General features: G+C 60.9%; 22 protein-coding genes and 2 pseudogenes. 9 read left to right on the top strand and 15 right to left on the bottom strand.

The features are described from left to right. Nucleotides 1-46: 46 nt before the first annotated feature. From EXW71_RS09060 to EXW71_RS29030, 10 genes and pseudogenes are all read right to left on the bottom strand, one after another. The gene (locus EXW71_RS09060) at nucleotides 47-811 is read right to left on the bottom strand and encodes an ABC transporter ATP-binding protein (RefSeq protein ID WP_123714915.1); all 765 of its coding nucleotides are present in this window, start codon (nucleotides 809-811) and stop codon (nucleotides 47-49) included. Between the two features lie 13 nt (nucleotides 812-824). Beyond that, nucleotides 825-1,943 carry a succinylglutamate desuccinylase/aspartoacylase family protein gene (locus EXW71_RS09055; RefSeq protein ID WP_134658095.1) on the bottom strand — a complete coding sequence of 373 codons (1,119 nt, stop codon included), beginning with the start codon at nucleotides 1,941-1,943 and terminating at the stop codon, nucleotides 825-827. A gap of 23 nt (nucleotides 1,944-1,966) precedes the next feature. Next, nucleotides 1,967-2,677 carry an ABC transporter permease gene (locus tag EXW71_RS09050; protein ID WP_134658093.1) on the bottom strand — a complete coding sequence of 237 codons (711 nt, stop codon included), beginning with the start codon at nucleotides 2,675-2,677 and terminating at the stop codon, nucleotides 1,967-1,969. Next, a complete protein-coding gene (locus tag EXW71_RS09045) occupies nucleotides 2,674-3,402 on the bottom strand; it encodes an ABC transporter permease (RefSeq protein WP_060754068.1) in 729 nt (242 codons plus the stop codon). Before EXW71_RS09045 ends, EXW71_RS09050 begins: the two co-directional genes overlap by 4 nt. A 59-nt stretch (nucleotides 3,403-3,461) precedes the next feature. Then, a complete protein-coding gene (locus tag EXW71_RS09040; protein ID WP_123714918.1) occupies nucleotides 3,462-4,241 on the bottom strand; it encodes a transporter substrate-binding domain-containing protein in 780 nt (259 codons plus the stop codon). A 235-nt stretch (nucleotides 4,242-4,476) separates the two neighbouring features. Continuing rightward, entirely contained in the window at nucleotides 4,477-6,111 is a 1,635-nt protein-coding gene (locus EXW71_RS09035; protein ID WP_134658091.1) for an ATP-dependent DNA ligase, read from the bottom strand. Continuing rightward, nucleotides 6,108-7,112: a ligase-associated DNA damage response exonuclease gene (locus EXW71_RS09030; protein WP_134658089.1), complete on the bottom strand. Its 1,005-nt coding sequence runs from the start codon at nucleotides 7,110-7,112 to the stop codon at nucleotides 6,108-6,110. Before EXW71_RS09030 ends, EXW71_RS09035 begins: the two co-directional genes overlap by 4 nt. Nucleotides 7,113-7,243: 131 nt before the next feature. Further along, complete coding sequence (locus EXW71_RS09025) at nucleotides 7,244-9,685, bottom strand: penicillin acylase family protein (protein ID WP_134658087.1); 2,442 nt, start codon at nucleotides 9,683-9,685, stop codon at nucleotides 7,244-7,246. 353 nt (nucleotides 9,686-10,038) lie between these two features. Next, entirely contained in the window at nucleotides 10,039-10,683 is a 645-nt protein-coding gene (locus EXW71_RS09020; protein WP_123714922.1) for a glutathione binding-like protein, read from the bottom strand. A gap of 105 nt (nucleotides 10,684-10,788) precedes the next feature. After that, nucleotides 10,789-10,988, bottom strand: a pseudogene (locus EXW71_RS29030) (ABC transporter ATP-binding protein); the annotation flags it as partial. A gap of 4 nt (nucleotides 10,989-10,992) precedes the next feature. On the opposite strand from EXW71_RS29030, the pseudogene EXW71_RS09010 reads away from it, so the two are divergent. Continuing rightward, nucleotides 10,993-11,178 (top strand): annotated as a pseudogene (locus tag EXW71_RS09010) (ATP-binding protein); the annotation flags it as partial. A gap of 149 nt (nucleotides 11,179-11,327) precedes the next feature. Here the strand turns inward: EXW71_RS09010 and EXW71_RS09005 are convergent. From EXW71_RS09005 to EXW71_RS08990, 4 genes are read right to left on the bottom strand one after another with little or no spacing between them, the layout of a single operon-like run. Continuing rightward, the gene (locus EXW71_RS09005) at nucleotides 11,328-11,522 is read right to left on the bottom strand and encodes an SEC-C metal-binding domain-containing protein (RefSeq protein ID WP_134658085.1); all 195 of its coding nucleotides are present in this window, start codon (nucleotides 11,520-11,522) and stop codon (nucleotides 11,328-11,330) included. Continuing rightward, nucleotides 11,519-12,001, bottom strand: a complete 483-nt coding sequence (locus tag EXW71_RS09000; protein WP_134658083.1) for an LEA type 2 family protein — start codon at nucleotides 11,999-12,001, stop codon at nucleotides 11,519-11,521. The genes EXW71_RS09005 and EXW71_RS09000 overlap by 4 nt, the downstream gene beginning before the upstream one ends. 21 nt (nucleotides 12,002-12,022) lie before the next feature. After that, nucleotides 12,023-12,493: a YchJ family protein gene (locus tag EXW71_RS08995; protein ID WP_123714924.1), complete on the bottom strand. Its 471-nt coding sequence runs from the start codon at nucleotides 12,491-12,493 to the stop codon at nucleotides 12,023-12,025. Nucleotides 12,494-12,497: 4 nt separating this feature from the next. Continuing rightward, on the bottom strand, nucleotides 12,498-12,995 hold the full coding sequence (locus EXW71_RS08990; RefSeq protein ID WP_134658081.1) for a DUF6231 family protein: 498 nt from the start codon (nucleotides 12,993-12,995) through the stop codon (nucleotides 12,498-12,500). 190 nt (nucleotides 12,996-13,185) lie between these two features. On the opposite strand from EXW71_RS08990, the gene EXW71_RS08985 reads away from it, so the two are divergent. Together EXW71_RS08985 and EXW71_RS08980 are read left to right on the top strand one after the other, a co-directional pair. Further along, nucleotides 13,186-13,881, top strand: coding sequence for an OmpA family protein (locus tag EXW71_RS08985; RefSeq protein ID WP_134658079.1), 696 nt, complete (start codon nucleotides 13,186-13,188; stop codon nucleotides 13,879-13,881). A gap of 141 nt (nucleotides 13,882-14,022) precedes the next feature. Further along, a complete protein-coding gene (locus tag EXW71_RS08980) occupies nucleotides 14,023-14,781 on the top strand; it encodes a collagen-like protein (protein WP_123714926.1) in 759 nt (252 codons plus the stop codon). A gap of 129 nt (nucleotides 14,782-14,910) precedes the next feature. Here the strand turns inward: EXW71_RS08980 and EXW71_RS08975 are convergent, their stop codons facing one another. Continuing rightward, on the bottom strand, nucleotides 14,911-15,378 hold the full coding sequence (locus tag EXW71_RS08975; RefSeq protein WP_123714927.1) for a CopD family protein: 468 nt from the start codon (nucleotides 15,376-15,378) through the stop codon (nucleotides 14,911-14,913). Between the two features lie 99 nt (nucleotides 15,379-15,477). Between EXW71_RS08975 and dinG the strand changes: the two genes are divergently transcribed. From dinG to EXW71_RS08945, 6 genes are all read left to right on the top strand, one after another. Continuing rightward, nucleotides 15,478-17,622 (top strand): ATP-dependent DNA helicase DinG, encoded by a 2,145-nt coding sequence (dinG, locus tag EXW71_RS08970; protein WP_123714928.1) that lies wholly within the window; start codon nucleotides 15,478-15,480, stop codon nucleotides 17,620-17,622. Nucleotides 17,623-17,719: 97 nt separating this feature from the next. Beyond that, nucleotides 17,720-20,017 (top strand): beta-galactosidase, encoded by a 2,298-nt coding sequence (locus tag EXW71_RS08965; protein WP_134658077.1) that lies wholly within the window; start codon nucleotides 17,720-17,722, stop codon nucleotides 20,015-20,017. An 82-nt stretch (nucleotides 20,018-20,099) separates the two neighbouring features. Then, nucleotides 20,100-21,245 (top strand): serine hydrolase domain-containing protein, encoded by a 1,146-nt coding sequence (locus EXW71_RS08960; protein ID WP_134658075.1) that lies wholly within the window; start codon nucleotides 20,100-20,102, stop codon nucleotides 21,243-21,245. 142 nt (nucleotides 21,246-21,387) lie between these two features. Continuing rightward, nucleotides 21,388-22,566 (top strand): OmpA family protein, encoded by a 1,179-nt coding sequence (locus tag EXW71_RS08955; protein WP_134658073.1) that lies wholly within the window; start codon nucleotides 21,388-21,390, stop codon nucleotides 22,564-22,566. Nucleotides 22,567-22,593: 27 nt separating this feature from the next. After that, nucleotides 22,594-23,241 (top strand): pyridoxamine 5'-phosphate oxidase, encoded by a 648-nt coding sequence (pdxH, locus tag EXW71_RS08950; protein WP_123714931.1) that lies wholly within the window; start codon nucleotides 22,594-22,596, stop codon nucleotides 23,239-23,241. A gap of 256 nt (nucleotides 23,242-23,497) precedes the next feature. Next, nucleotides 23,498-23,962, top strand: a complete 465-nt coding sequence (locus EXW71_RS08945; protein WP_060753814.1) for a glycine zipper 2TM domain-containing protein — start codon at nucleotides 23,498-23,500, stop codon at nucleotides 23,960-23,962. Nucleotides 23,963-24,028: the final 66 nt, after the last annotated feature.

The raw sequence follows: 24,028 nt of genomic DNA, 5'->3' as shown, positions 1-24,028 counted from the left end.
TGCTCTGGAGGCTCTAAGTCAAAGACCCTCCAGGTGCTGCAAAGGTTTACTTCAAATTGCCACTCAAGAACTGCTGCAAGCGCTCGCTCTTCGGGTTGCCCAACACGTCTTCGGGCGCGCCTTGCTCTTCCACCAGGCCCTTGTGCAGGAACAGCACTTGGCTCGACACTTTGCGCGCAAAGCTCATCTCATGGGTCACCATGATCATGGTGCGGCCTTCTTCGGCCAAGCCCTGAATCACCTTCAACACCTCGCCGACCAGCTCCGGGTCGAGGGCCGAGGTGGGTTCGTCGAACAACATCACCTCGGGCTCCATGGCCAGGGCACGAGCAATGGCCACCCGTTGCTGTTGGCCGCCGGACAGGAACGCCGGGTACTGATCGGCCACACGTGCCGGCAACCCCACTTTATCCAGGTAGCGACGGGCGCGGTCTTCGGCGTCCTTCTTGCTGCAGCCCAACACCCGGCGCGGGGCCATGGTGATGTTTTCCAGCACGCTCATGTGGCTCCACAGGTTGAAGTGTTGGAACACCATCGCCAAACGCGTGCGCAAGCGCTGCAGTTCGGCGTCGTCGGCCACGCGCATGCCGTGGCGGTCGCTGACCATACGGATCTGTTGACCGTCCAGGGTCATGGCCCCGTCATTGGGTGTTTCAAGGAAATTGATGCAGCGTAAAAAGGTGCTCTTGCCAGAGCCGCTGGCGCCGATCAGGCTGATCACGTCGCCGGTCCTGGCCTTGAGCGAAACACCTTTGAGCACTTCATTGTCGCCATAGCTTTTATGCAGGCCTTCAACAGTCAATTTGTACATGGAGCGTGCATCCTCAAGGCGAAAGTAGGTAGCCACTGCGGTAGGCCTCTGTGCCAGCGACATGGCTGATTACCATCCCGGCAGTGGCCATGCGCCGTAGCGAACGGGCGTAAAGCAGGCCGGCGCTTTTACAATGCACGGGTGTTACGCGGTCAGTAATGGGGTCGATGATTTCGGCGATCAGCTGCCCGGCTTCCAGGTACTCACCGGGCAGGGCGGTGAACACCAGCAAGCCGCCGACTGGAGTGGCCACAGGCTCCACGCCCGCCAGCGGGGTGGCCGGGTAAGGCAGCTCGGGCAATGGCGCGATGTCGCCTTCAATCGCACCGAAGTGAATCAAATAATCAATCATTGCCTGGCAGTCGAGGGCCGCCAGGCCGTGGTTGACGTCGCCCTGCCCACGCAGCTCGACGGTCACCGAGAAGCTGCCCATGGGAATTGGAAAGCGCTCGCTAAAACGTTGCTGCAACTGCCACCACACCAGGGTGAAACATTCATCGAAGGATTGCCCGCCGGAATCGGTGGCGAGCAGGTTGGCTTCCGAGCCGAGATAGCGCGCCAACGGCTCCACCTGCGGCCACGCTTCGGGTGTGGTGTACAGGTGCGCCACGGCCTCGAAGTCGCAATGCAGGTCGAGCACCATGTCGGCATCGCAGGCCAGGCGTTGCAGCACCAGGCGTTGGGAGTGCAGCTGTGTGTCGGCCGTCTGCGCGGCGAGCGCGTTGAACAGCGCGGTGCGGATCAGGTCGACGTTGTGCTGCGCCTCGTCCCCGAGCAGATCCTCGACCCGGTCACCCACCTCTTCACTGAGGTCGACAAACCGGCGATTGAAGTTCTGCCCGCTTTCCAGTTCGTAGCGGCCCAGCGGAGTGTCCATCAACACTTGTTCCAGGCCTGCCGGGTTGGCAATGGGCACCAGCACGATCTCGCTGCGCAGGCGGCCGGCCGCCTCCAACTGTGCCAGGCGCGCTTTCAGGTGCCAGGCCACCAGCATGCCCGGCAGTTCATCGGCATGCAGCGATGACTGGATGTAGATCTTGCCTTCAGCCTGATCCGGGCCGAAGTGAAAGCTGTGAATCTGTCGCGCCGTGCCTGGCACCGGTGCGATCAGATCATGTACCTGATGTCGCATGACTGCTCCTACATGAAAACGGCTTAATGGCTTGGCCCCAGGAAGGCCAGCCAACGGCGCTCCGCGAGACGAAACAGGCCCACCAGGGCAAACGTCACCGTCAAGTAGATCAGCGCAGCGATACCAAACGATTGAAAGGTCATGTAGGTGGCCGAGTTGGCATCCCGGGCCACTTTGAGAATATCGGGCACCGTGGCGGTGAAGGCCACCGTGGTCGAGTGCAACATCAGGATCACTTCATTGCTGTAATACGGCAACGAGCGACGCAGGGCCGATGGCATGATCACGTAGGTATAAAGCTTCCAGCCGGTAAGACCGTAGGCTTTGGCTGCTTCGACTTCGCCATGCGCCATGCTGCGGATCGCCCCGGCGAAAATCTCGGTGGTGTAGGCGCAGGTGTTGAGGGCGAAGGCGAGGATGGTGCAGTTCATTGCATCGCGAAAGAATGCATCCAGCACCGGTTGTGCCCGCACGGCGGCGATGCTGTAGATGCCGGTGTAGCAAATCAACAACTGGATATACAGCGGTGTGCCGCGAAACAAGTAGGTGTAGAACTGCACCGGCCAGCGCACCCAGCGCTTACGTGACACCCGGGCGATGGACAGCGGGATCGACACCACAAAACCGAACACCAGCGAGAGGCTCAGCAGCCACATTGTCATCGCAAGCCCAGTGATGTGCTGGCCGTCGCTATACAGGAAGGGCCGCCAGTATTGCTGCAGAAGTTCGATCATCGCACGGCCTCCCGGGACCCAGCGGAGTAGCGACGTTCAAGCCGACGCAGGACGAAGTTGGAGGCGCTGGTGATCAGCAGGTAGATCAACGCGGCAAGCACCAGGAAATAGAACAGTTGATAGGTACTCTTGCCCGCATCCTGTGCGGCCTTGACCAGGTCGGCCAGGCCGATGATCGACACCAGTGCCGTGGCCTTGAGCATCACCATCCAGTTATTGCCTATGCCCGGCAGGGCAAAGCGCATCATCTGCGGGAAGGTCACGTAGCGAAACCGCTGCCCGCGCTTGAGGCCATAAGCGGTCGCCGCTTCCAGTTGCCCGCGGGGCACAGCGAGGATCGCGCCACGAAAGGTCTCGGTGAAGTAGGCACCGTAGATGAAGCCCAGGGTGATGACCCCGGCGCTGAATGGGTCGATCTCGATGTAGTCCCACTCCATGAAGTCGGTAAAGCCGGTCAGCCAGATTTGCAGGCTGTAGAAAATCAGCAGCATCAGCACCAGGTCGGGCACGCCACGGATCAGGGTGGTGTAGAGCTGGGCGGGAATGCGCAGCAGGCGCACGCTGGACAATTTGGCGCTGGCGCCGAGCAGGCCTAGCAGGACGCTGACGGCCAGGGAGGCGACCGATAGTTTTACGGTCATCCACGTACCTTGCAGCAACAGCGGGCCGAACCCCTTCAAACTGAAGGCACTCAGCCCCAGGGTTTGTAAAAGATCTTCAAACATGAATTCAGGACCTATGGCGATAAAAAAGCGCCCACCTGAAAACGGTGGGCGCCAGGGTGTTATTTACCGCTGTACAGGTTCAGATCGCCGAAGTGTTTCTTCTGAATGGTGGCGTAGGTGCCATCATCGTGTAACGCTTTGATACCTTTATCGAGAAGCGCCTTGAGCTCTTTGTTACCTTTTTTGATACCGACCGCAGTTTTGGATGGCAGCAGTGGGTCATCAATGGCCTTGCTGACTTCGTAGTCAGCGCCCGCCGGCGACTTCAGGAAGCCCAGCTCGGCTTGCAGCATGTCTTGCACCGACGCGTCGAGACGGCCGGAGGTCAGGTCAGCGTAGACCTGGTCCTGGTTGGCGTAGGCCTTGGTGGTGACACCGGCTTTGTCCAGTACCGCCTTGGCGTAGGCTTCCTGGATGGTGCCTTGCTCGTAGCCCACGGATTTGCCCTTGAGGGACTCAGGCGTGGAGTAGTTCGCGCCTTTCTTGAACACCAGCGACGTCGGGCCGGAGAACAGTTCACTGGAGAAGTCGATCGCCTTTTCACGGGCTTCAGTCACTGTCATGGAGGAAATCACGCCGTCGAACTTGTTGGCGTTGAGGCCTGGAATCATGCCGTCGAAGTCACTTTCAACCCACTTGCACTTCACTTTCAGCTCGGCGCAGATCGCATTGCCCAGGTCGATATCGAAGCCCACCAGGCTGCCGTCGGCGGCCTTGGATTCGAATGGCGCGTAGGACGGATCGACACCAAAACGCAATTCCTTGTATTCCTTGGCCAGCGCGGTACCTGCAGCCATGCACAGAGCCAGTGCAGAAAGGGTCAGCAATGCTTTTTTCATTATGTATTCCCTGGAAACCAAGATAAGCGCTTGTGGCGCGTTTAGGACTGTTACTGAACGGTGTCAGACGGATCACAAGTAGCAATTTCTGCACCATAGTTCCGAATGTAGTTCCGAATGATCGTTTTAAAAGGAAGGACAGGGGAGTTGTGAGTGTAGGAGATGCCCGAAAATGGGCACTGATTTTTCAGTGCACCATTTTGAGGCTCGTGCAGATAAAAACTGAGGTTGCCTGTCAGCTCAGCAAGTCCTGCAGGGTGACCAGCGTGTCCGCCTCGTCCACCGACTTATCCTGCCGCCACCGCAACATCCGGGGAAAACGCACCGCAATCCCGCTCTTGTGCCGTTTGGACAAGGCGATCCCCTCAAACCCCAGTTCAAACACCATGCTGGGCGTCACGCTGCTGACCGGGCCGAATTTCTCCACCGTGGTCTTGCGCACGATGGCGTCGACCTTGCGCATTTCTTCGTCGGTCAGCCCCGAATAAGCCTTGGCGAATGGCACCAGCGTGCGCTCTGTGCCTGGCGGGCCGTCCCACACCGCAAAGGTGTAGTCGCTGTAGAGGCTGGCACGCCGTCCGTGGCCGCGCTGGGCGTAGATCAACACCGCATCGACGCTGAACGGGTCGACTTTCCATTTCCACCACACGCCCATGTCCTTGGTGCGTCCCACGCCATACAAACCGTCACGCGCCTTGAGCATCATGCCTTCCACCCCGAGGCGGCGAGAGTCTTCTCGTTGCTTGGCCAATTCCGTCCAACACGTGGCCGTCAGCAATGGCGAAGGCAACAGTACGGGGCGGTTGCACTGGGCGATGACCTGCTCAAGTTGGGTACGCCGCTCGGCCTGGGTGTGGTTGCGCCAGTCGTGGCCCTGGTATTCGAGCAAGTCATAGGCGAGGACGGCGACCGGCGCGTCCTCGAGGACTTTTTTGCTCAGGGTTTTGCGCCCGATACGCTGTTGCAGCAGGGCAAAGGGTTGCACCGTGTCCTTCCATACCACGATTTCGCCGTCGATCACCGTGCCATCCGGCAGGCTGCCAGCCAGGCTGTTGAGCTCGGGAAAACGCTCGGTAACCAGCTCTTCGCCCCGGGACCAGATCCATAACCGGCCCTCACGCTTGACCAACTGCGCGCGGATGCCATCCCATTTCCACTCCACCTGCCAATCATCGGGCGAGCCGAGCAGCGCGTCGAATTGCTCCAGCGGTTGCGTCAGTCCGTGGGCGAGAAAAAACGGATAAGGCTGCCCGCCCCGTTGCGCGTGTTCATCGCTAGACTCGGCGGCGATCAGCTTGAGGTAGCCTTCGGCCGTCGGGCGGTTGGACAAGTCGGTATAGCCCACCAGGCGCTGGGCCACACGTTTGCTGTCCAGGCCGGCCATGGCGGCGAGGGCACGGGTGACCAGCAGCTTTGACACACCGACACGAAAGCTGCCGGTGATCAACTTGATGCACACCATCAAGCTCGGTTGATCCAGTTGCGCCCACAGTGCAGGCAGGCGCTCCATCAGTTCCTGGGGTGGCAGGCCGCGCAGCGGCAGGAGCTTGTCTTCAAGCCATGTCGCCAGGCCGTCCTGCGAGCTGTAAGCGTATTCGGGTAACAGCAAGGACACCGTCTCGGCCAGATCACCCACCGACTGGTAGCTCTCTTCGAATAACCAGGGCTCGATCCCTGATGTTTGCGTGGCCAAATCCCGTAGCAGGCGTGTCGGCACCAGTTGCCGTGGTCGGCCGCCGGATAAAAAGTACACGGCCCATGCGGCATCTTCCGGTGGCGCCTGCAGAAAATAGGCTTGCAGCGCCGCGAGCTTGGCGTTGCTGGAAGTGGTGGCGTCGAGTTGGGTGTACAGCTCGGCGAAGGCTTTCATGCCGTGGCCTCTTCTTCGTCATCGCCGTATTCCGTGGTGAAACCTTGGGCGTCCAGGCCTTTTTCCCTCAGGTGGCGCACCAACACGTCTACGGAACCGTGGGTGACCATCACCCGTTCGGCACCGGTTTGCTCGATCGCCCATAGCAGGCCGGGCCAGTCGGCGTGGTCCGACAACACAAAACCCCGATCGACACCCCGCCGCCGTCGGGTGCCGCGCAGGCGCATCCAGCCGCTGGCGAACGCATCGCTGTAGTCGCCGAAGCGGCGTATCCAGCTGCTGCCACCCGCGGAAGGTGGGGCGATGATCAGCGCCTGACGCAAGAGTGGGTCGGTCTTTTTGAAATCGCCGGCATACAGGGTCTCGGGAATATAGATGCCGGCCTCGCGGTACACCCGGTTCAACGGCTCGACCGCGCCATGGCTGAGGATCGGGCCGATGCCGGCGTCGATACCATGGAGAATGCGTTGCGCTTTGCCGAAGGAGTAACAGAACAACACGCTGGCCTTACCCGCTGCGATGTTGGCCTGCCACCAATCGTTGATCCCGGCAAAAATCTGCGCCTGAGGCTGCCAGCGGTAGATCGGCAGGCCAAAGGTGGATTCGGTGATGAAGGTGTGGCAACGCACCGGCTCAAAGGGCGCACAGGTGCCATCGGGTTCGACCTTGTAATCGCCGGACGCCACCCAGACTTCGCCCTGGTATTCCAAACGCACCTGGGCCGAGCCGAGCACGTGGCCGGCCGGGTGGAAACTCAAGGTCACGCCGTGGTGCACCAGTTGCTCACCGTAGGCGAGGGTTTGCAGATTGATGTCCTGGCCCAGCCGCGAGCGCAGGATGCCTTCGCCGGGGGCGGCAGCCAGATAATGCTGGTTACCGGTGCGGGCGTGGTCGCCGTGGGCGTGAGTGATGACGGAGCGCTCTACCGGGCGCCAGGGATCGATATAGAAGTCTCCGGCTGGGCAGTAGAGACCTTCGGGGCGGGCAATGACAAGGTCCATGGACGTGCCGGGGCAATGGGCTTATCAGGTAGGAGGCGGGGCGCAGCACAGAAGTTCTATCTAAATGCAGACCGTCCCAACGGTGGGAGGGGGTTCTAAACCCTCCCACGGTTGGAGCCGGTTTATTCCAGTTATTTTCCGGGAGTGAGGGTCAACCGGGTTTTGCCGTAGGCCTTGTCAAAATTCTGCGGTTGCATCGGGAAGCTCAGGTATTGCGCCTTGAGCGACGCGTCGATGCCATTGGCATAGTTCGGGCTGGCCGGGTTGCCGGACTGGCCGATGCCGCCTTGACCCATCATCGGTTCCGCCTGGCCGAAGTCGACGATCATGCGCAGCGCCGGCACCTGGGTGGTGTTGAAGTCCTGTCCCCAGCTGTAGGGCGCCGGACTCAAGGTGTTGTGGTCGCCACCACTGGCAAGCGGGCCGCGAATCACCTGCCCATGGGTGTTTTTCCATGTGGTGCTGTGCAACTTGCCCCATTGCCAGGCTTTGTGATCGCCACCCAGCAGGCTGTCACCGCTGCTGATCGCGGCGGCGAGGCTGCGGGCGAGAATCGCCGGCTTGTCTTCTTTTTGCGGCGTGCGGGTGTCATCCCAGAACGGGCTGTCTTCGCGGCCCAGCAAGTGATCGGCCGTGGCCGAGTAAGACAGGCCGGCATTGCTGACAAAGGCTTTCCAGGTGGCACTGTTTTCCGGGCCGAGCTTGTCGAGGAAGATCTGCCTGGCGCTTTCCTGCAGGAACAATTCATAGATCGCCGCGTCGGCGGAACTGGCCGTGAGGCGACCATCGAAGGCCATCAGGCGATCCAGCGCCTCGCGCGCCTTGGCCCGCTCGGCGACGGGTAGCGCGTCAATCGCCTGCTTCAGTGGCTGGGCCATGCCCGGCGCCTGGAACATGGTCTTGAGCTTGGCGGCGAAGGTGGTGGTCTGGTCGTACTGCATGGCGATCATGCTGCGGCTGTCATGCTTGCCGGCGTTGGCCAGTTGCGCCAGGCGCTCGCTGCGTTCCGGCGCATCCCACGAGTTGGACAATTGCATGCCATAGCCGCGGGGCGCGGTGCGCTGGTTGGCGGTGCCGATCCAGCCTTGGAGCGGATCTTGATCATAAGGGTGCAGCATCGCATCGGCGTAGCCGTCCCAGTCAAAACGCGCATCCCAGCCCGGTGAAGGCAGCAGGCCTTCGCCTTCGCGACGGTTGGGGAAGCGGCCAGTGACTTGCCAGCCAATATTGCTGGCGTCGGCGAAGATCATGTTCAGCGCAATGGCGCGAATCTCCCGGGTGGCATCCGAGGCCTTGCCGGCGTTCTGTGCACGAGACAGGTCGAAGAACGCATCCAGGCTCTTGTCGTCCTTGAGGTCGGCGGTCTGCAGGGCCAGCCCGAAACCACTGGTGAGCGCCTGGCTGCTGTTGAGCAGGGCGCCGTGACGAGTTTCATACACCACTTCGCGAATCGGCCGCTGGCCCTTGGCGAAGAAGGTTTCGTTGCGCACGCCTGCGGGCAGCCATTTGCCGTTGCTCTCGTAGTACAACGCGTTGCCTTGGCGTTTGACCTTCTCCAGGAACAGGTCCTGGGTATCGCCTTTCACCGCGCTCATGCTCCACGCGACTTTGCCGTTGAAGCCCGACAGCAGCGTTGGCAGGCCGGCGATCGAGGCGCCCACGGCCTGGTATTTCGGCGCACGGATCTGCACGTAGCTCCAAGCCGATGGCGCTTGTGGCTGGGCCGCCAGGTCGCTTGCCAGCAGACTTTTGCCGCTGCGGCTGCGCTGGGGGGCGATAGCCCAGTTGTTGGATGTGGTGACGGCCAGCGCATTCAAGCTGCCCAGTTGCTGGCTGACCGCATCCAACCCGGCGAGGCCGGTGATCTGGCTCAGGTTCAGCCCCTTGAGTTTCTCGGCTTCTGCGGTCGGAATGGCTTCATCCGGCGCGCTTGGGGTGAGCCAGGCCAGCTTGTCGACGCCGACTTTCTGCGCCAGCACCAGGGACGATAGTTCTTCCTGCAGGTTGCTCGATTCGCTGAAATTCAGCAGGCAAAACAACAGCGCCGAATCTTCCGGCTTCCAGTACTCGGGCTTGTAACCGGTCTGCGCCAGGTCCGGCGGCAGCTTGTCACGGTAGCGGAACAGGTAGGCGTTGACGCCGCGGGCGTACACCTCAAAGAAGCGCTTGAGGCGGGGCGATGAGGCGTTGTATAGCTCACCGGCGCTTTTTTTCAGGTTGACCGCACGCATGAAACGGTCGACATCCAGCACTTCAGGGCCGGACATTTCCGCCAGACGGCCCTGGGCCAGCAGGCGCAAGGTGACCATCTGCGTGATGCGGTCGCCGGCGTGCACGTAGCCTAGGCTGAACAGCGCGTCATGAAAGGTGTTGCTTTCGATCAGCGGCATGCCTTGGGCATTGCGGCGTACCGACACATTCTGCGCGAGGCCCTTGAGCGGCTGCACACCGGCAGCCGGGGGCAGGGTGTCCTGGGTGCTCTGGAGTTGGCAACCGGCCAGGCTCAAGGCACTGGCCACTGCCGCGGCAACGCCGAACCGGGGAAGAAAATGTGAGAGGGCTGGCGAGGCCATGGCAAAGCTCCTGCGGGGGGTAGCGTCAGTAAAGGCGCTACGTTAGTGAGCGCGGCGAAACGACGCAAGCGGGAGTTTTGGTAAAGCGTGAGATCTTGAAACTTGCACAGTGTTGTCTGTAGGAGCGGGCTTGCTCGCGAAAAAACTCAACGATAACGCGTGTTGTCTGAATGAACGCGGCGCCTGTGAGTTTTTCGCGAGCAAGCTCGCTCCTACCAAAAAGCCTTGACTGACTGGCATCAGGGCAGGGGGCTGGCTTGCGGTAGAGGGGTTTCAGTCAATGACTCTGTGACTGATTCACCCCCAGTCGGGTGTAAGTACCTACCCACATTTTGAGCGAGTATGGCTTTAAGTCATGCCGTGGGCGGGTTCACCTTCTGTACCAGCTCATAGGCCCTGACCGTCGCGGGCCGCGCCTTGATGCTGTTGAACCAGCGCTGCACATGGGGGAAATCTTCCAGGCGCTGGCTTTGCCGCTGGTAGGAAGCGATCCACGGGTAGATCGCCATGTCGGCGATGCTGTAGTCCTCTCCCGCCACAAAAGTACGGTCGGCCAGACGCCGGTCCAGCACGCCATACAGGCGGGCGGTTTCATCCACATAGCGCTTGATCGCGTAGGGGATTTTCTCCGCTGCGAACTGGCTGAAATGATGATTCTGCCCAGCCATCGGCCCCAGCCCACCCATTTGCCAGAACAACCACTGCAACGTTTCCTGACGGCCGCGCAGGTCTTTGGGAATGAACTGACCGGTTTTTTCCGCGAGGTACAGCAGGATGGCACCCGATTCGAACAGCGAAATCGGCGCGCCACCGTCGGTCGGGTTGTGATCGACGATAGCGGGGATGCGGTTGTTGGGAGCGATCTTCAGGAAATCCGGCTTGAACTGCTCGCCCTGGCCGATATTGATCGGATGCACCTTGTAGGGCAGGCCCGCTTCTTCCAGGAACAGCGATACTTTGTGACCGTTGGGGGTAGTCCAGTAGTACAGGTCGATCATGAAGCTCTCCAAAGTGGGTGATGCTTGAGCGGATGCCTGTAGGTATAGGTAATGTTCGGCGTACGAAAACTCAATGAAACATTTGCGCATACCCTTAGAAGCTTTTCATACCGCTCTGTCCACCACTCCCTGTAACGATTGCTGCGAACACCTTTCAATATGCGCCTGCACGCCATACACCTCGGCGAACATCAGCGGGTCCCATACGTTATCCGCTGTGCCACTGGCCTATAACCATCCCTGGCGGAGCAGGCGATAGGGTCGGCAAAGCGTGCGGCGAGGTTGATGTCGTGCAGCACCATCATCGGTGGGCCGGGAATTCCCCAGGAGCCGTTCTACCGCGTGGAGGGTTCACGCAATGCCGAGACTGGCGGGTATGGGCTGGGTTTGAGTATTGCGCACACGATTGCCCGGGCGCATGAGGGGCGGTTGAGCTTGAGTCATCGCGAGGGTGGGGAGCTTGAGGTGCAACTGCAGTTTCAACGCAAATACTGAGTGGGGGAATGCGATTGAAAATGCAGGAGGGCGCTTGCGCCCGATTACCGGGTGACAGCCACCGCATCGGGTGGCTGACGTACCGCAGCCGGGAGCAGGCCACCCCCCTGCATTGGGTTTTCAGTGCTGCTCAAACGGTGTCAGGTGGCTTACGCCCCGTGGCACTTCTTGAATTTCTTCGCACTGCCGCACGGGCAAGGGTCGTTCCGACCAACGTCCTTCAAGGCGTTGCGCACCGGCTCCTGGTGGGCATGGCCGCAGTTCGGACCGTGGACATGGCCGTGGTCGTGATCATGGTGATCGTGGTTGCAGTCAGGACCATGGACATGGGGTTGCTGGGTCATCGATGTCGCTCCGGAATAAAATCGCCGGGGATTATCTCGCCATTGTGGGCGACCTGCACGTCATTACCGATGAATAATCCGGTTTTCAGCTCACCCTCAAGCCGATAGGGCACGGGCTTGGTAGGGTTTTTCAACATTTGCACCACATCACGAATCTGTGGCCAGAGGTTGGTGCGCACCGTCACCCGGAAAAAACCGTGGCTGCGCGGCGGTACCGTCAGCCATTCGTTGGACTCGCCTTCGGTCAGCACGAAGTCGCCCAGGCTGACCTTGTAGATCAGGCCGCGTACCGTCAGGTCGGCGTCGTCGCGGTTATCCACGCGAAAGTACAGTTTGAATTTCTGCTCCAGCAACTTGGCGCGCACCACTTCGACTTTTACCAGGGCTACGTGGGGCGGTGGTGAGTCGTCCTCGAACCAGGAGGCGCAGCCGGTGAGACCCAGGGTTAACGCCAGCAACAAGCTGCAGATCCGAAACATGGCGTTATCCCTGTCAGGTGATTAGAGGTAGCTGGAACAGCACTTCTTGAACTTCTGTCCGCTGCCGCACAAACATACATCATTACGCCCGGCCTTCACCTCAACCGTCGGGTCGATGAAGTACCAGCGCCCCTCGTTCTGTACGAAAGAGGACTGCTCACGGTGACTGTGTTCGCCATTGCTGTCATGCCAGCGTGCGGTAAAGGTCACGAAGGCGTGTTCCGGCTGGCCGCCAAAGACCTCGGAGTTTTCCACTTCGAGGCCCAGCCAGGTGCTCTGGGCACTCCAGGCGGCGATGGCCGCGCGGTCCAGGCCGGCCTGTTGCGCAGGCAGGGTGGTCGCTACCAGGTAGTCCACCAGGCCCAGCACATAGGCGCTGTAGCGCGAGCGCATCAGCGCAGTGGCACAGGGCGCCGGATGGCCGGCGTGATAATGGCCGCAGCAGGCATCCAGAAGGTTGCCGCTGCCGCAAGGGCAGATGGATGTGCTCATGACGTTACCACCAGTACTTTCCGAAGTTTTCCGGGTTGGCCCAGAAGCGGGCGTTGAGCCAGTCCGGCACCTGTTTATAGTCAAGCAGATCATAGGTGAACAGCATCAGTTCCTGCTCGTCGCGCTGGAACCGTTCGCTGGCCTGCAGGGCCAGGGAGAAAAAGTCGGTTTCTTTCCAGCCGCAGACGCTCAGGTCCGCCAGCACCGCAATACGGCTGGCATTGAGGTTGCGAATGCCACCGAGCAAGGTCAGGCCTTGCGGTTTTGACAGGTGCTCCAGGCAGTCAACCACCAGGGCCAGGTCAAACCGTTGCGCCGCCAGTTCTTCCGGCAATGGCCCTGGAGCGGCGCAGAATACCTGCGTATCAGGATGCGCCTGCTTGAAGGCGTCCAGCGCCGGGAACTGACTGGCCCCCAATAGCAACAGGCGTTTTGGAGCATGAAGGTCAAGCAGGGCGGCCAACGCTTGCTGGGGAGTACGGGAAGAAATACCGGCGGTCATCAGAGATCCTCACATCAGGACTGTAGAGACTAGCGCGGCTGAGCGTGCGGGCCTAGAGCGGGTGGGGGCTGAAACCCCTGAAAGTGCGGTGATCTTCAATGAATACGGGGGTACGACGTACTGGCGCAGATGAAAAGAGCCGTCTTTACTCCACCCATCGGCCCCCGCCGATCCCCTCAGGAGAAATCAGATGAGCATCATGCGGACAGCTCTACCCTTGGTTCTGCTAACCGGAGTATTGACAGGGTGCGCAGGCTTGCAGAAGACCGATTGGCCCACGTGTGCCGCCGTCGGCGGTGTGACGGGTGCGGCGATCGGTGCGACGCAAAGTTCAACCTACGCAGGCTACGGTGCGCTGCTGGTTGGCGGCATGGCGGGAGCCTATTGCTGGGTACACGGCGACGGTGATGAAGATGGCGATGGGGTGCCGGACAGCCGCGACAAATGCCCGGGAACACCTAAAGGTGTGAAGGTCGATGCCAATGGTTGCCCACCTGTCGCGCAGCCGGCCGTGGTGGAAGAGGTGGTCGTCGTCAAGGAAGAAACCATCGTGATCCGTGATGTGCACTTCCAGTTCGATTCGGCCAAGCTGACCGCTGCGGACAAAACCAAGCTCGATCTCATCGCCACTCGCCTGAAAAAAGAAGCCCCCGGTGCGCAACTGCGCGTCAGTGGGCATACCGACAGCGTCGGCAAAGACGCCTACAACCAGAAACTCTCGGATAAACGCGCCCACTCGGTGGTTGAGTACCTGATCAGCCAGGGCGTGCCTCGCGGCAATTTCGTGTCGGTGACCGGTGCCGGTGAAAGCCATCCGGTGGCCGATAACAAAACTGCTGAAGGCCGCGCTTTGAACCGTCGTGTGGAAATCCAGATCAACCGCTGACGGCCCTTGCCCCTGTGGATACCACAGGGGCTTCTCTGGCGATCTTCGCCGAAATCACGGCTTTTTTTATCCTTCACTGGCGTATCGCCTGTGGAAGTCGTTACTGTGCGTGCGTCCATGCACAAAATAAGAAGGCCATTCATGCGTAAGGTTTTTCTGTTGGCCCTGTTGGCCAGCCCCATTGCTCTGGCCCAGAGCGTCAGCGTCGAAACCAATTCATTGATGCGTTTGCCCAGCAGCACCAGCGTTTTACAGCTGGAACGCCTGGATGTGGCGGACTACGGCACGCTGTTGATTCCGGCCACTATCAGCCAGGTCTCCGTGGATGAGCTGCATCTGGGACGTGACGCGCGTATCGCTATCGCACCGGGAAGCACCGGGCTGCAATTGCAGGTGCGCCATGCGCAACTGGAGCATGGCAGCCAGATCACGTCCCGTGGTGCCCCCGGCACCCATGAGCGTCCTGCCAAGGCGGGGCGTGACCTGACCTTGCGCATCAATGCCTTGACCGCCGACGAGTTGTCGGTGGATGCCCGTGGTGGCGCCGGAGCCCAGGGCTATGTCGGCCTGGATGGCGCCAACGGCGTGGATCCGGGTTGCACTTGGGGTTCGGCCGGGCGTGGAGCCAATGGTGATAACGGTGGCGACGGCCTGCCGGGTGCGGCGGGTGCGCAGGTGCGTGTTGAGCTGCCGCAAAGCTACCCGGCGGAACAGATCAAGGTCTGGGTGGATGGCGGGGCGGGCGGTGCGGCCGGTACGGCAGGCAAACCCGGCAAAGGCGGGCAATCCAAAGGCTGCCTGGTGTACCGCGCCGAAGGCGGCGAGAAGGGCCGTCCAGGCTTGGAAGGCCAACCGGGGCCGGCTGGGCCGGCCGGTTCTGTGACCATCCAACGCCTGTAACGGTGTAGTGAGCGCGGTTGCCCCGCGCTGGGTGGCGAAGTCGCTCCAACACAGACGCCGCGGTGTTTCAGTACGCTCGAGGTGCCTGGGTTTGGGGCCGCCAGGCATCCCCGCGTGGAGCAAGCCTGCTCACTGGAACATCGGCCGGGCCGAAGCAATCGCCACCACCACCAACCCCACTATCAGGTTGATGCCCACCAGCCTGCGGATCTGCCCCAGAACCGCTGCGCCCGCCGGCCAGTCCTCAGCGCCCACCGCCGCGCGCAATGCCGGGAACTTCAACGCCTGAATGCGGATGAACAGTGCCGTCATCACCAGGTACAGCCCCATCATTACCTGCACATAACGCGGCGCCGTCTCAAAACCACTGAAGCGCAGTTGCAGCAGGCCGACACCGCTGATCGGCAAAATCAGCACCGCTACCCACACCCACACAAAAAAACGTTGAAACACATTTGCCCACAGCTTGAGCCGGGCGGGGCCCTCAAGTGCCGCCATGGCGGCGGGGCGCAGGATCATCCAGGCGAAAAACATGCCGCCGACCCAGATCAGGGCGGCCAGTACATGCAGGGTATAGGTGAGGCTGAATACGGTCATTGTGGTACTCCGTTCTGCGCGGGATTAATTAGCGGGGTATGATAGCGGCCGAACCGAACCACTGAAAATTTATCCAGCGTTTTTTGCGCCCGACTATTCATGATCAGCACTGAACTCAAAACCACGATCCAGGGCGCCTATTCGCGTTTTCTCGAAGCCAAGAGCTTGAAACCGCGGTACGGGCAGCGCCTGATGATCGCCGAAGTGGCCAAGGTCCTCGGGGATATCGACACCGACGACGAAGGTCGCCGCGAGGGTGAGCCTGCGGTCGTGGCCGTCGAGGCCGGCACCGGTACCGGCAAGACCGTGGCCTACAGCCTGGCGGCGATCCCCACGGCCAAGGCCGCCGGCAAGCGCCTGGTGATCGCCACCGCGACCGTCGCCCTGCAGGAGCAGATCGTCTACAAAGACCTGCCCGACCTGATGCGCAACAGCGGCCTGAGCTTCACCTTCGCCTTGGCCAAGGGGCGTGGCCGCTACATGTGCCTGTCCAAGCTCGACGTGTTATTGCAGGAAGGTCACGCACAAACCGCTACCGCGCAACTGTTTGAAGAAGAAGGCTTCAAGATCGAAGTCGATGAAGCCAGCCAGAAGCTGTTCACCAGCATGATCGAGAAACTGGCCGGTAATAAATGGGACGGCGACCGCGACAGCTGGCCCACCGCTCTGGAAGATTCCGACTGGGCGCGCCTGACCACCGACCACAGCCAGTGCACCAACCGCCATTGCCCCAACTTCGGCCAGTGCGCCTTCTACAAGGCCCGCGAAGGCATGGGCAAGGTCGATGTGATCGTTACCAACCACGACATGGTCCTGGCCGACCTGGCTTTGGGCGGTGGCGCCGTGCTGCCGGACCCACGGGATACCCTCTACGTTTTTGACGAAGGCCACCACCTGCCGGACAAGGCCATCGGCCACTTCGCCCATTACACGCGCCTGCGCTCCACCGCCGATTGGCTGGAAACCACTGCCAAGAACCTCACCAAGTTGCTGGCCCAGCACCCGTTGCCGGGCGACCTGGGCAAGTTGATCGAACAGGTGCCGGAGCTGGCGCGGGAGATCAAGACCCAGCAGCAGTTCATGTTCAGCGCCTGTGAACAGGTCGCCGACTTCAAGCCCGGCGAAGACGTGGAAGGTCGTGAGCGGCCACGCCATCGTTTTGTCGGCGGGTTGGTTCCCGAGCATATGCGCGAAATGGGCATCGAACTGAAGAAGGGCTTCTCACGCCTGACAGACCTGTTCACCCGTCTGACCGATTTGCTCAAGGAGGGTATGGACGGCGAAGTCAACATCGGTATCGCCAGCAACCAGGCCGAAGAATGGTACCCACTGTTTGGCAGCCTGTTGTCCCGGTCCCAGGGCAACTGGGAGTTGTGGACCGCCTTTACCGTCGAAGACCCGGAAGACAACCCGCCCATGGCCCGTTGGCTGACGTTGTCGGAGAGCGGCGCTTTGTTCGATATCGAAGTCAACGCAAGCCCCATCCTGGCCGCCGAAATGCTGCGGCGCAACCTGTGGAACGTGGCCTACGGCTGCCTGGTGACGTCGGCCACGCTGACCGCCCTGGGTACCTTCGACCGCTTCCGCATGCGTGCCGGCCTGCCGAAAAAAGCCGTCACGGCAGTGGTGCCGAGCCCGTTCCATCACGCCGACGCGGGTGTGCTGCGGGTGCCTGACCTCAAGGCTGACCCACGGGATGCGGCGGCGCATACGGCCGCGATCATCCGTGACCTGCCGGAACTGGTAGAAGGTTCACGGGGCACCCTGGTGCTGTTCTCCTCGCGTAAGCAGATGCAGGACGTGTTCGACGGCCTCGACCGCGACTGGCGCAAGCAGGTATTTATCCAGGGCAACCTGTCCAAGCAGGAAACCCTGAACAAACATAAGGCACGGGTCGATGGCGGCGATTCCAGCGTGCTGTTCGGCCTGGCCAGTTTCGCCGAAGGTGTGGACTTGCCCGGCGCCTACTGCGAACACGTGGTGATCGCCAAGATCCCGTTCTCGGTGCCGGATGATCCGGTTGAAGCTGCGCTGGCCGAATGGATCGAAGCCCGGGGCGGCAACCCGTTCATGGAGATTTCGGTGCCGGACGCTTCCCTCAAACTGGTGCAGGCCTGCGGGCGCTTGCTGCGCACGGAACAGGACCGGGGCACCATCACGTTGCTTGACCGTCGTCTGGTCACCCAGCGCTACGGCAAGGCTATTCTGAATGCCTTACCGCCGTTCAGACGTGAAATTTCCTAAGCCACTGTGGGCGGATTCGCCCATTTCGTGGTCTATGTCAACGCTGTCGATTTAAGTCATCAGGCCATTCACCGGCCGATTGGAGAGTCTTGTTCGTATGATTCGCACGCTGCCTGCCCTTTTTGCCCTGCTGTTTGCTGCGCCTTTGATGGCCGCGCCTGCCGGGCAACAAACGCTGTTCAACTTCGTCCGTCCTGCCGATGTGGTCAAGGTGGCGACCCAGGACGCCAGCCTGCCGCAATACAACGCCGAACAAACCCCCGAAGGCGAGGTGTTGCGCCGCATCACCTTCAACCCGGTCGCGGAACCGAGTTTGGTGCTCAGCCCACAGGCCGGCGTATGGGACTGGTCCCAGAACAGTGCCATGAGCCTGCGCATCCAAAGTGCCATGGACTGGGCACTGACGCTCTACGTCAAAGTACAGAGTACAGATGGCAAGACCCTGGTCAGTCGCGTTGATCTGCCGGCCGGTCCAGCCCAGACCTTGTTGATCCCGCTGCAAGCCAACTCGCCGCTGAGCCAGGGCATGAAGGCCGGCCCGCCGATGCCGATCACCGTGGATGGCCAGCGTGTGCTGCTGGCCGCCAGTACCGGCGAAATCGACCGCAGCCAGGTAGCATCGGTGACGCTGTCGATGATCAAGCCCGATGTGCCTCAGAGCATTCTGCTGGAACGTTTTGGCGTGCAGGACAGCGAGCCCGTGCTCAAGGCGGCCTACAGTGACCTGGTGGATGCCTATGGCCAGTCCACCCGTGCGCGCTGGCCGGAAAAGGTCGGCAGCGACGAACAGCTCAAGGCCGCCGTGGCCAGGGAGCAGCAGCAACTCAAGGGGTGGCTGGCGGAACGTGACAAGTCCTCCCTGGACCAATATGGCGGCTGGAGCAAAGGCCCGACATTCGACGCCAGTGGGTTCTTCCGCACGGAGAAACGCGACGGGCGCTGGTATCTGGTGACGCCAGAAGGCCACCCGTTCTACTCCTTGGGGGTCAACACTGTCGCGCCGGATAACAGCCAGACCTATGTGGCCGGTCGTGAATGGATGTTCGCCGCCTTGCCCAAGGCCGGCGAGCCCTTCGACAAATACTACGGCCGCGGCGATAACCGCACCGCCAATGGATCGGGTGAGGGCCGCGGCTTCGCTGCCGGGCGTTGGTACGATTTCTATGGTGCCAACCTGCAACGTGCCTATGGCACCGAAGGTTTCGACCAGAAGCGCTGGGTCAGCCATACCCTTGATCGTCTGCAGGCCTGGGGCTTCAATACCGTAGGCAACTGGAGCGATCCAGACCTGGCCACCGCTGATCGCGTGCCTTACACCTTGCCGCTGTCAATCGTTGGCGATTACGCCAGCATCAGCACCGGCACCGACTGGTGGGGCGGTATGCCCGACCCGTTCGACCCGCGTTTCGCCATGGCCACCGAACGTGCCGTAGCCATTGCTACACGTGATCATCGTGACGACCCCTGGTTGATCGGCTACTTCGCCGACAACGAACTGGCCTGGGCCGGCCCGGGAGATGCGCCGCAATCCCGTTACGCGTTGGCCTACGGCACGTTGCGCTTGACCACCGACGTGCCGGCCAAGCGCGCGTTCCTCAAGCAATTGCGCGACAAGTATCGCAACGAAGAGGGGCTTTCGAGAGCCTGGGGCATCCACCTCACCGGCTGGGAGCTGATGGAGGACCCAGGTTTCGTACCGCCGATGCCGAGCCCTGAACACCCGGAAATCGAAGCTGATTTCAAATACTTCCAGAAGACCTTCGCCGACGCCTACTTCAAGACCATTTCCGACTCGCTGAAATGGCACGCCCCCAACCAGTTGCTGCTGGGCGGTCGCTACGCCGTGAGTACGCCGGAAGCCGTGGCGTCCTGCGCGCAATATTGCGATGTGCTGAGTTTCAACATGTACACCCTCAAGCCCCAGGACGGCTATGACTTCGCCGCCTTGCGTGCGTTGGATAAGCCGGTGTTGATCACAGAGTTCAATTTCGGCTCGGCGGACCGTGGTCCGTTCTGGGGCGGTGTAACGCAACTGGCCAAGGAAGACGATCGCGGCGCGGCGTACGGCAACTTCCTCAAGCAGGCCATGGCCGAACCGTCGATCGTCGGTGTGCACTGGTTCCAGTACCTGGACCAACCGGTGACCGGCCGTTTGCTGGACGGCGAGAACGGCCATTTTGGCCTGGTCGGTATCACTGACGTGCCCTACCAGGGCTTTGTCGAGAGTGTGCGTAAAAGCAACCTGGCGGCCGTCGATCAACTGGGCAAGGAGGCGCAGAAAGCCAAGGCGGACAGCGCGGTGCGTGAAAGCGAAGGCGGCAAGTCCGGGCACGAGGGCAAAGGTGCAGGGCAGGGCGCCGGGCATGCCGGCGGGCACTCTGGAAATGGTCACTGATTGAGCGTTGACGGGTTCACAAAACCCATAATGGCTGGAACAATGTCGGCCACTTTTTACAGTGTTTTTCGAGGGCGCTCAGGTGCAGATTCAGGGTCATTACGAACTCCAGTTCGAAGCGGTGCGCGAAGCGTTTGCCGCGTTGTTCGATGACCCGCAGGAACGAGGCGCGGGGCTGTGCATCCAGATCAGTGGCGAAACCGTGGTCGACCTGTGGGCCGGCACCGCCGATAAGGACGGGGCCGAGGCCTGGCACAGCGATACCATCGTCAACCTGTTCTCCTGCACCAAGACCTTCACCGCCGTCGCGGCTTTGCAACTGGTGGCCGAAGGCAAGCTGAAGCTGGACGCCCCCGTGGCCGACTACTGGCCTGAATTTGCGGCCGCCGGAAAAGACGCGGTGACGTTGCGCCAGTTGCTCTGCCACCAGGCCGGTTTGCCGGCGATCCGCGAAATGCTGCCTGCCGAGGCCCTGTACGACTGGCAATTGATGGTCGATACCCTGGCGGCCGAGTCCCCGTGGTGGACGCCCGGCCAAGGACATGGCTATGAAGCCATCACCTATGGCTGGCTGGTCGGCGAACTGCTGCGCCGTGCCGACGGGCGCGGGCCTGGGGAATCCATCGTGGCGCGGGTTGCACGGCCTCTGGGGCTGGACTTCCATATAGGTTTGGCGGACGAAGAGTTTTATCGTGTCGCCCATATAGCGCGCAGCAAAGGCAACATGGGCGACGAAGCGGCACAAAGATTGTTGCAAGTAATGATGCGCGAACCCGCGGCAATGACGACCCGCGCATTCGCCAATCCACCGTCTATTCTTACCAGCACTAATAAGCCTGAATGGCGACGCATGCAGCAGCCAGCGGCAAATGGTCACGGTAATGCACGAAGCCTGGCAGGGTTTTATAGCGGTTTGTTGGACGGTAGTTTGCTGGAAAGCGACATGCTCGAACAATTGACCCGTGAACACAGTATCGGGCCGGATAAAACCTTATTGACCCAAACCCGATTCGGCCTGGGGTGCATGTTGGATCAACCGCAGTTGCCCAACGCTACCTTCGGCCTTGGCCCGCGTGCGTTTGGGCATCCTGGGGCAGGGGGCTCGGTGGGTTTTGCCGACCCGGAACATGATGTAGCGTTCGGTTTTGTGACTAATACGCTGGGCCCCTATGTACTTATGGACCCGCGTGCGCAGAAGTTGGTCGGAATATTGGCCGGTTGTCTGTAAACCGCTTGCTGTTTCACAATTTTTTGTTACAAAGGCATGTATAAGAAGACGCTGAACGAAATGAAGTAACTTCAATGTTCTTTAAGTGTCTGTTTAACGGGTCCTCCAGACCCTCCGGTTTTTTCTCATTTGTGGATATCTCATGTTATCGAACAAGTCCTTGGCACTGGCGCTGTGCCTCACTATTACTGGCTGCGCACAAACTCCACAAAATGATGCCGAAGGTGGGCATTGGTGGTCATTTGGATCTGACAAGGCCGCTACCAAGGATGCAGTGACCCAAACCGAAACCAAACCGGATGCCAAGCCTGCCGCTGGCGCCAAGCCTGCCGCACCCGTGGCCGCCGCAGCCCCTGCAGCCCCCGCAGCCAATGCGCCAACGCCTGCCCCGGTAGCCAAGGCCGACACGGGTTCCAGCTGGTGGCCGTTCTCCTCCAAGAGTGCCGATGAAAAAGCTGCCGATGCCAAGGCCGATCTGAAAGCCGACCTGCAGGCCGCCACGCCGACAGCAACGCCGGCTGCAGCACCTGCCGTCGCCAAGACCGATAGCGAAGCTCACTGGTGGTGGCCGTTCGAAAGCAAGCCAAAACCACTGGCCAAGGTCGATGTGACCAACGTGCCGATGCCTGACCCGAAAATTACCCAAGCCTGGCTCGACGACTACGAGCCACGCCTGCGCACTGCGATCAAGGACAGCAACCTGCAACTTGAGCGCCGCGACAACGTGTTGGTGATCATCGCGCCGGTGGACGGTTCCTATAACCCGAAACGCCCGGCCATGTTGCTGCCGGTGACCCTGGGGCCGTTCACCCGTGTTGCCAAGGCCGTTGAAGGTGACCCGAAGACTGCCGTGCTGGTACTGGGCCATGTCGACGCTAACGGTGCCGAACCGCAAAGCCAGGCGCTGACCAAGGAACGTGCACAATCCATCGCCTCGATTTTCAGCCTCAGCGGCTTGAAGCAGGACCGCCTCATGCTGCGTGGCATGGGTGACCTGATGCCGCGTGCCGCCAACGACAGCAACCAGGGCCGCGCCCTGAACCGTCGTATGGAAATCATGTTCACCCAGCGCACCACCATGTTGGCGTTGTTGAGCAAGTACAACTCGGCTAACCCGCCGAAGGCTGAAATGATCGCTGTGCAGGACGTTCCGGCACCGGTAGCGCCGGCGGCCAAAAAAGCAGCGCCGGCGAAAAAGGCTCCGGCCAAGAAAGCGGCTGCCAAACCGGCTGCCAAGAAAGCAGCGGCCAAGCCCGCTGCTAAAAAGCCAGCCCCAGCCAAAGCCGCAGCACCGGCTTCGAACGACCAGGCAAAGAACTGATTCGGTGAACCAGAAGGATAAAGCCGCATGACCCAGGCACTGGCCGATATGCGCCGTGACTACACAAGGGACGGTTTGAGTGAGGCCCAGGCCCCAGGCGAGCCGTTTGCCTTGTTCCACCAGTGGTTCGGCGAGGCGGTAAAGACCGAGCAGCCACCGGTGGAGGCCAATGCCATGACCTTGGCCACGGTTGACCAGGAAGGTCGCCCGCACTGTCGCATCCTGCTGCTCAAGGGCCTGGATGCACAGGGCTTTACCTTCTTCACCAACTATCAGAGCGCCAAGGGTGAACAACTCGCGGCGCGGCCCTTCGCGGCCATGACATTCTTCTGGCCGACCCTGGAGCGCCAGGTGCGTATCGAAGGACGGGTGGTGAAGGTCACGCCTGAAGAGTCCGATGCTTATTACCAGGTTCGCCCGTTGGGCAGCCGCCTGGGGGCATGGGCGTCCCCGCAGAGCAAGGTCATTCGTGACCGTGAAGAACTGCAGGAATTGCTCAAGGTCACCGAGCAGCGCTTCAGCGATACCCAGCCCGATTGCCCGGAGCATTGGGGTGGTTACCGTTTGCTGCCGGAACGCATCGAGTTCTGGCAAGGCCGCGCCAGCCGCCTGCATGACCGCCTGAATTACCGCCTGCAAGGGACCGACTGGGTGCGTGAGCGCCTGGCTCCCTGAGCTCTCCGTTCCGAGGGTTTACCCTTTCATCCTGAGCCTCGGTTAAAGAGGCTTGAGGTGTTTGCGACTGCGCAGCCACACTGATGAACGCGCCTTCATGACATTCCTTGGAACAGGATAATTGCTACCGTTTGTCGGTTTTTATGGTGCTGGCAGTCTGTACTAGGGCTGAATGAAAGCAATTTTCTGCCGGGCTTGCCGTGACAGGCGTCGAGTCGCAGCGTTTAATGAAACCCTGTCCTTTGGAGTTGATGCTATGCGTAAGTCCGTTTTACTGGTTGCCTGCTTTACCACCCTGTCGTTGCTGTTGGGTGGCTGCGCCTCGAGTCTGACCGGCGACTCGTACTCCCGTGATGACGCGCGACGTGTACAAACCGTTCGCATGGGTACCATCGAATCCCTGCGTCCAGTGAAAATCGAAGGCACCAAGACCCCAATCGGCAGCGTTGCCGGTGCAGTGGTCGGTGGCGTTGGCGGCAGTGCTATCGGCGGTGGCCGTGGCAGTATCGTCACGGGTGTTATCGGTGCGGTTGCCGGTGGCCTGCTGGGTTCCGCTGCCGAAGAAGGCCTGACCCGCACCCAGGGCGTCGAAATCACCGTTCGCGAAGACGATGGCAGCATGCGCGCCTACGTCCAGGCCGTTGACCCGAATGAAATCTTCCGCATCGGTCAACGCGTGCGCATCATGAGTGTTAACGGTCAAAGCCGCGTTTCTCAGTAAGCGCCGGTTGCAGAAATACAAAACCCCAGCCGGGTGACCGGTTGGGGTTTTTTGGTTTTGCGGGCC

This window comes from Pseudomonas sp. BCA17 (genome assembly GCF_004519405.1).
Classification (GTDB): domain Bacteria; phylum Pseudomonadota; class Gammaproteobacteria; order Pseudomonadales; family Pseudomonadaceae; genus Aquipseudomonas.
The sequence above is the reverse complement of the archived record's forward strand: the minus strand, read 5'-3'. Positions and strand labels throughout refer to the sequence as shown.

Coding starts and splice junctions, on each gene's coding strand:
- EXW71_RS09060 (WP_123714915.1), bottom strand. CDS start 811: ATGTACAAATTGACTGTTGAAGGCCTGCATAAAAGCTATGGCGACAAT.
- EXW71_RS09055 (WP_134658095.1), bottom strand. CDS start 1,943: ATGCGACATCAGGTACATGATCTGATCGCACCGGTGCCAGGCACGGCG.
- EXW71_RS09050 (WP_134658093.1), bottom strand. CDS start 2,677: ATGATCGAACTTCTGCAGCAATACTGGCGGCCCTTCCTGTATAGCGAC.
- EXW71_RS09045 (WP_060754068.1), bottom strand. CDS start 3,402: ATGTTTGAAGATCTTTTACAAACCCTGGGGCTGAGTGCCTTCAGTTTG.
- EXW71_RS09040 (WP_123714918.1), bottom strand. CDS start 4,241: ATGAAAAAAGCATTGCTGACCCTTTCTGCACTGGCTCTGTGCATGGCT.
- EXW71_RS09035 (WP_134658091.1), bottom strand. CDS start 6,111: ATGAAAGCCTTCGCCGAGCTGTACACCCAACTCGACGCCACCACTTCC.
- EXW71_RS09030 (WP_134658089.1), bottom strand. CDS start 7,112: ATGGACCTTGTCATTGCCCGCCCCGAAGGTCTCTACTGCCCAGCCGGA.
- EXW71_RS09025 (WP_134658087.1), bottom strand. CDS start 9,685: ATGGCCTCGCCAGCCCTCTCACATTTTCTTCCCCGGTTCGGCGTTGCC.
- EXW71_RS09020 (WP_123714922.1), bottom strand. CDS start 10,683: ATGATCGACCTGTACTACTGGACTACCCCCAACGGTCACAAAGTATCG.
- EXW71_RS09005 (WP_134658085.1), bottom strand. CDS start 11,522: ATGACCCAGCAACCCCATGTCCATGGTCCTGACTGCAACCACGATCAC.
- EXW71_RS09000 (WP_134658083.1), bottom strand. CDS start 12,001: ATGTTTCGGATCTGCAGCTTGTTGCTGGCGTTAACCCTGGGTCTCACC.
- EXW71_RS08995 (WP_123714924.1), bottom strand. CDS start 12,493: ATGAGCACATCCATCTGCCCTTGCGGCAGCGGCAACCTTCTGGATGCC.
- EXW71_RS08990 (WP_134658081.1), bottom strand. CDS start 12,995: ATGACCGCCGGTATTTCTTCCCGTACTCCCCAGCAAGCGTTGGCCGCC.
- EXW71_RS08985 (WP_134658079.1), top strand. CDS start 13,186: ATGAGCATCATGCGGACAGCTCTACCCTTGGTTCTGCTAACCGGAGTA.
- EXW71_RS08980 (WP_123714926.1), top strand. CDS start 14,023: ATGCGTAAGGTTTTTCTGTTGGCCCTGTTGGCCAGCCCCATTGCTCTG.
- EXW71_RS08975 (WP_123714927.1), bottom strand. CDS start 15,378: ATGACCGTATTCAGCCTCACCTATACCCTGCATGTACTGGCCGCCCTG.
- dinG (WP_123714928.1), top strand. CDS start 15,478: ATGATCAGCACTGAACTCAAAACCACGATCCAGGGCGCCTATTCGCGT.
- EXW71_RS08965 (WP_134658077.1), top strand. CDS start 17,720: ATGATTCGCACGCTGCCTGCCCTTTTTGCCCTGCTGTTTGCTGCGCCT.
- EXW71_RS08955 (WP_134658073.1), top strand. CDS start 21,388: ATGTTATCGAACAAGTCCTTGGCACTGGCGCTGTGCCTCACTATTACT.
- pdxH (WP_123714931.1), top strand. CDS start 22,594: ATGACCCAGGCACTGGCCGATATGCGCCGTGACTACACAAGGGACGGT.
- EXW71_RS08945 (WP_060753814.1), top strand. CDS start 23,498: ATGCGTAAGTCCGTTTTACTGGTTGCCTGCTTTACCACCCTGTCGTTG.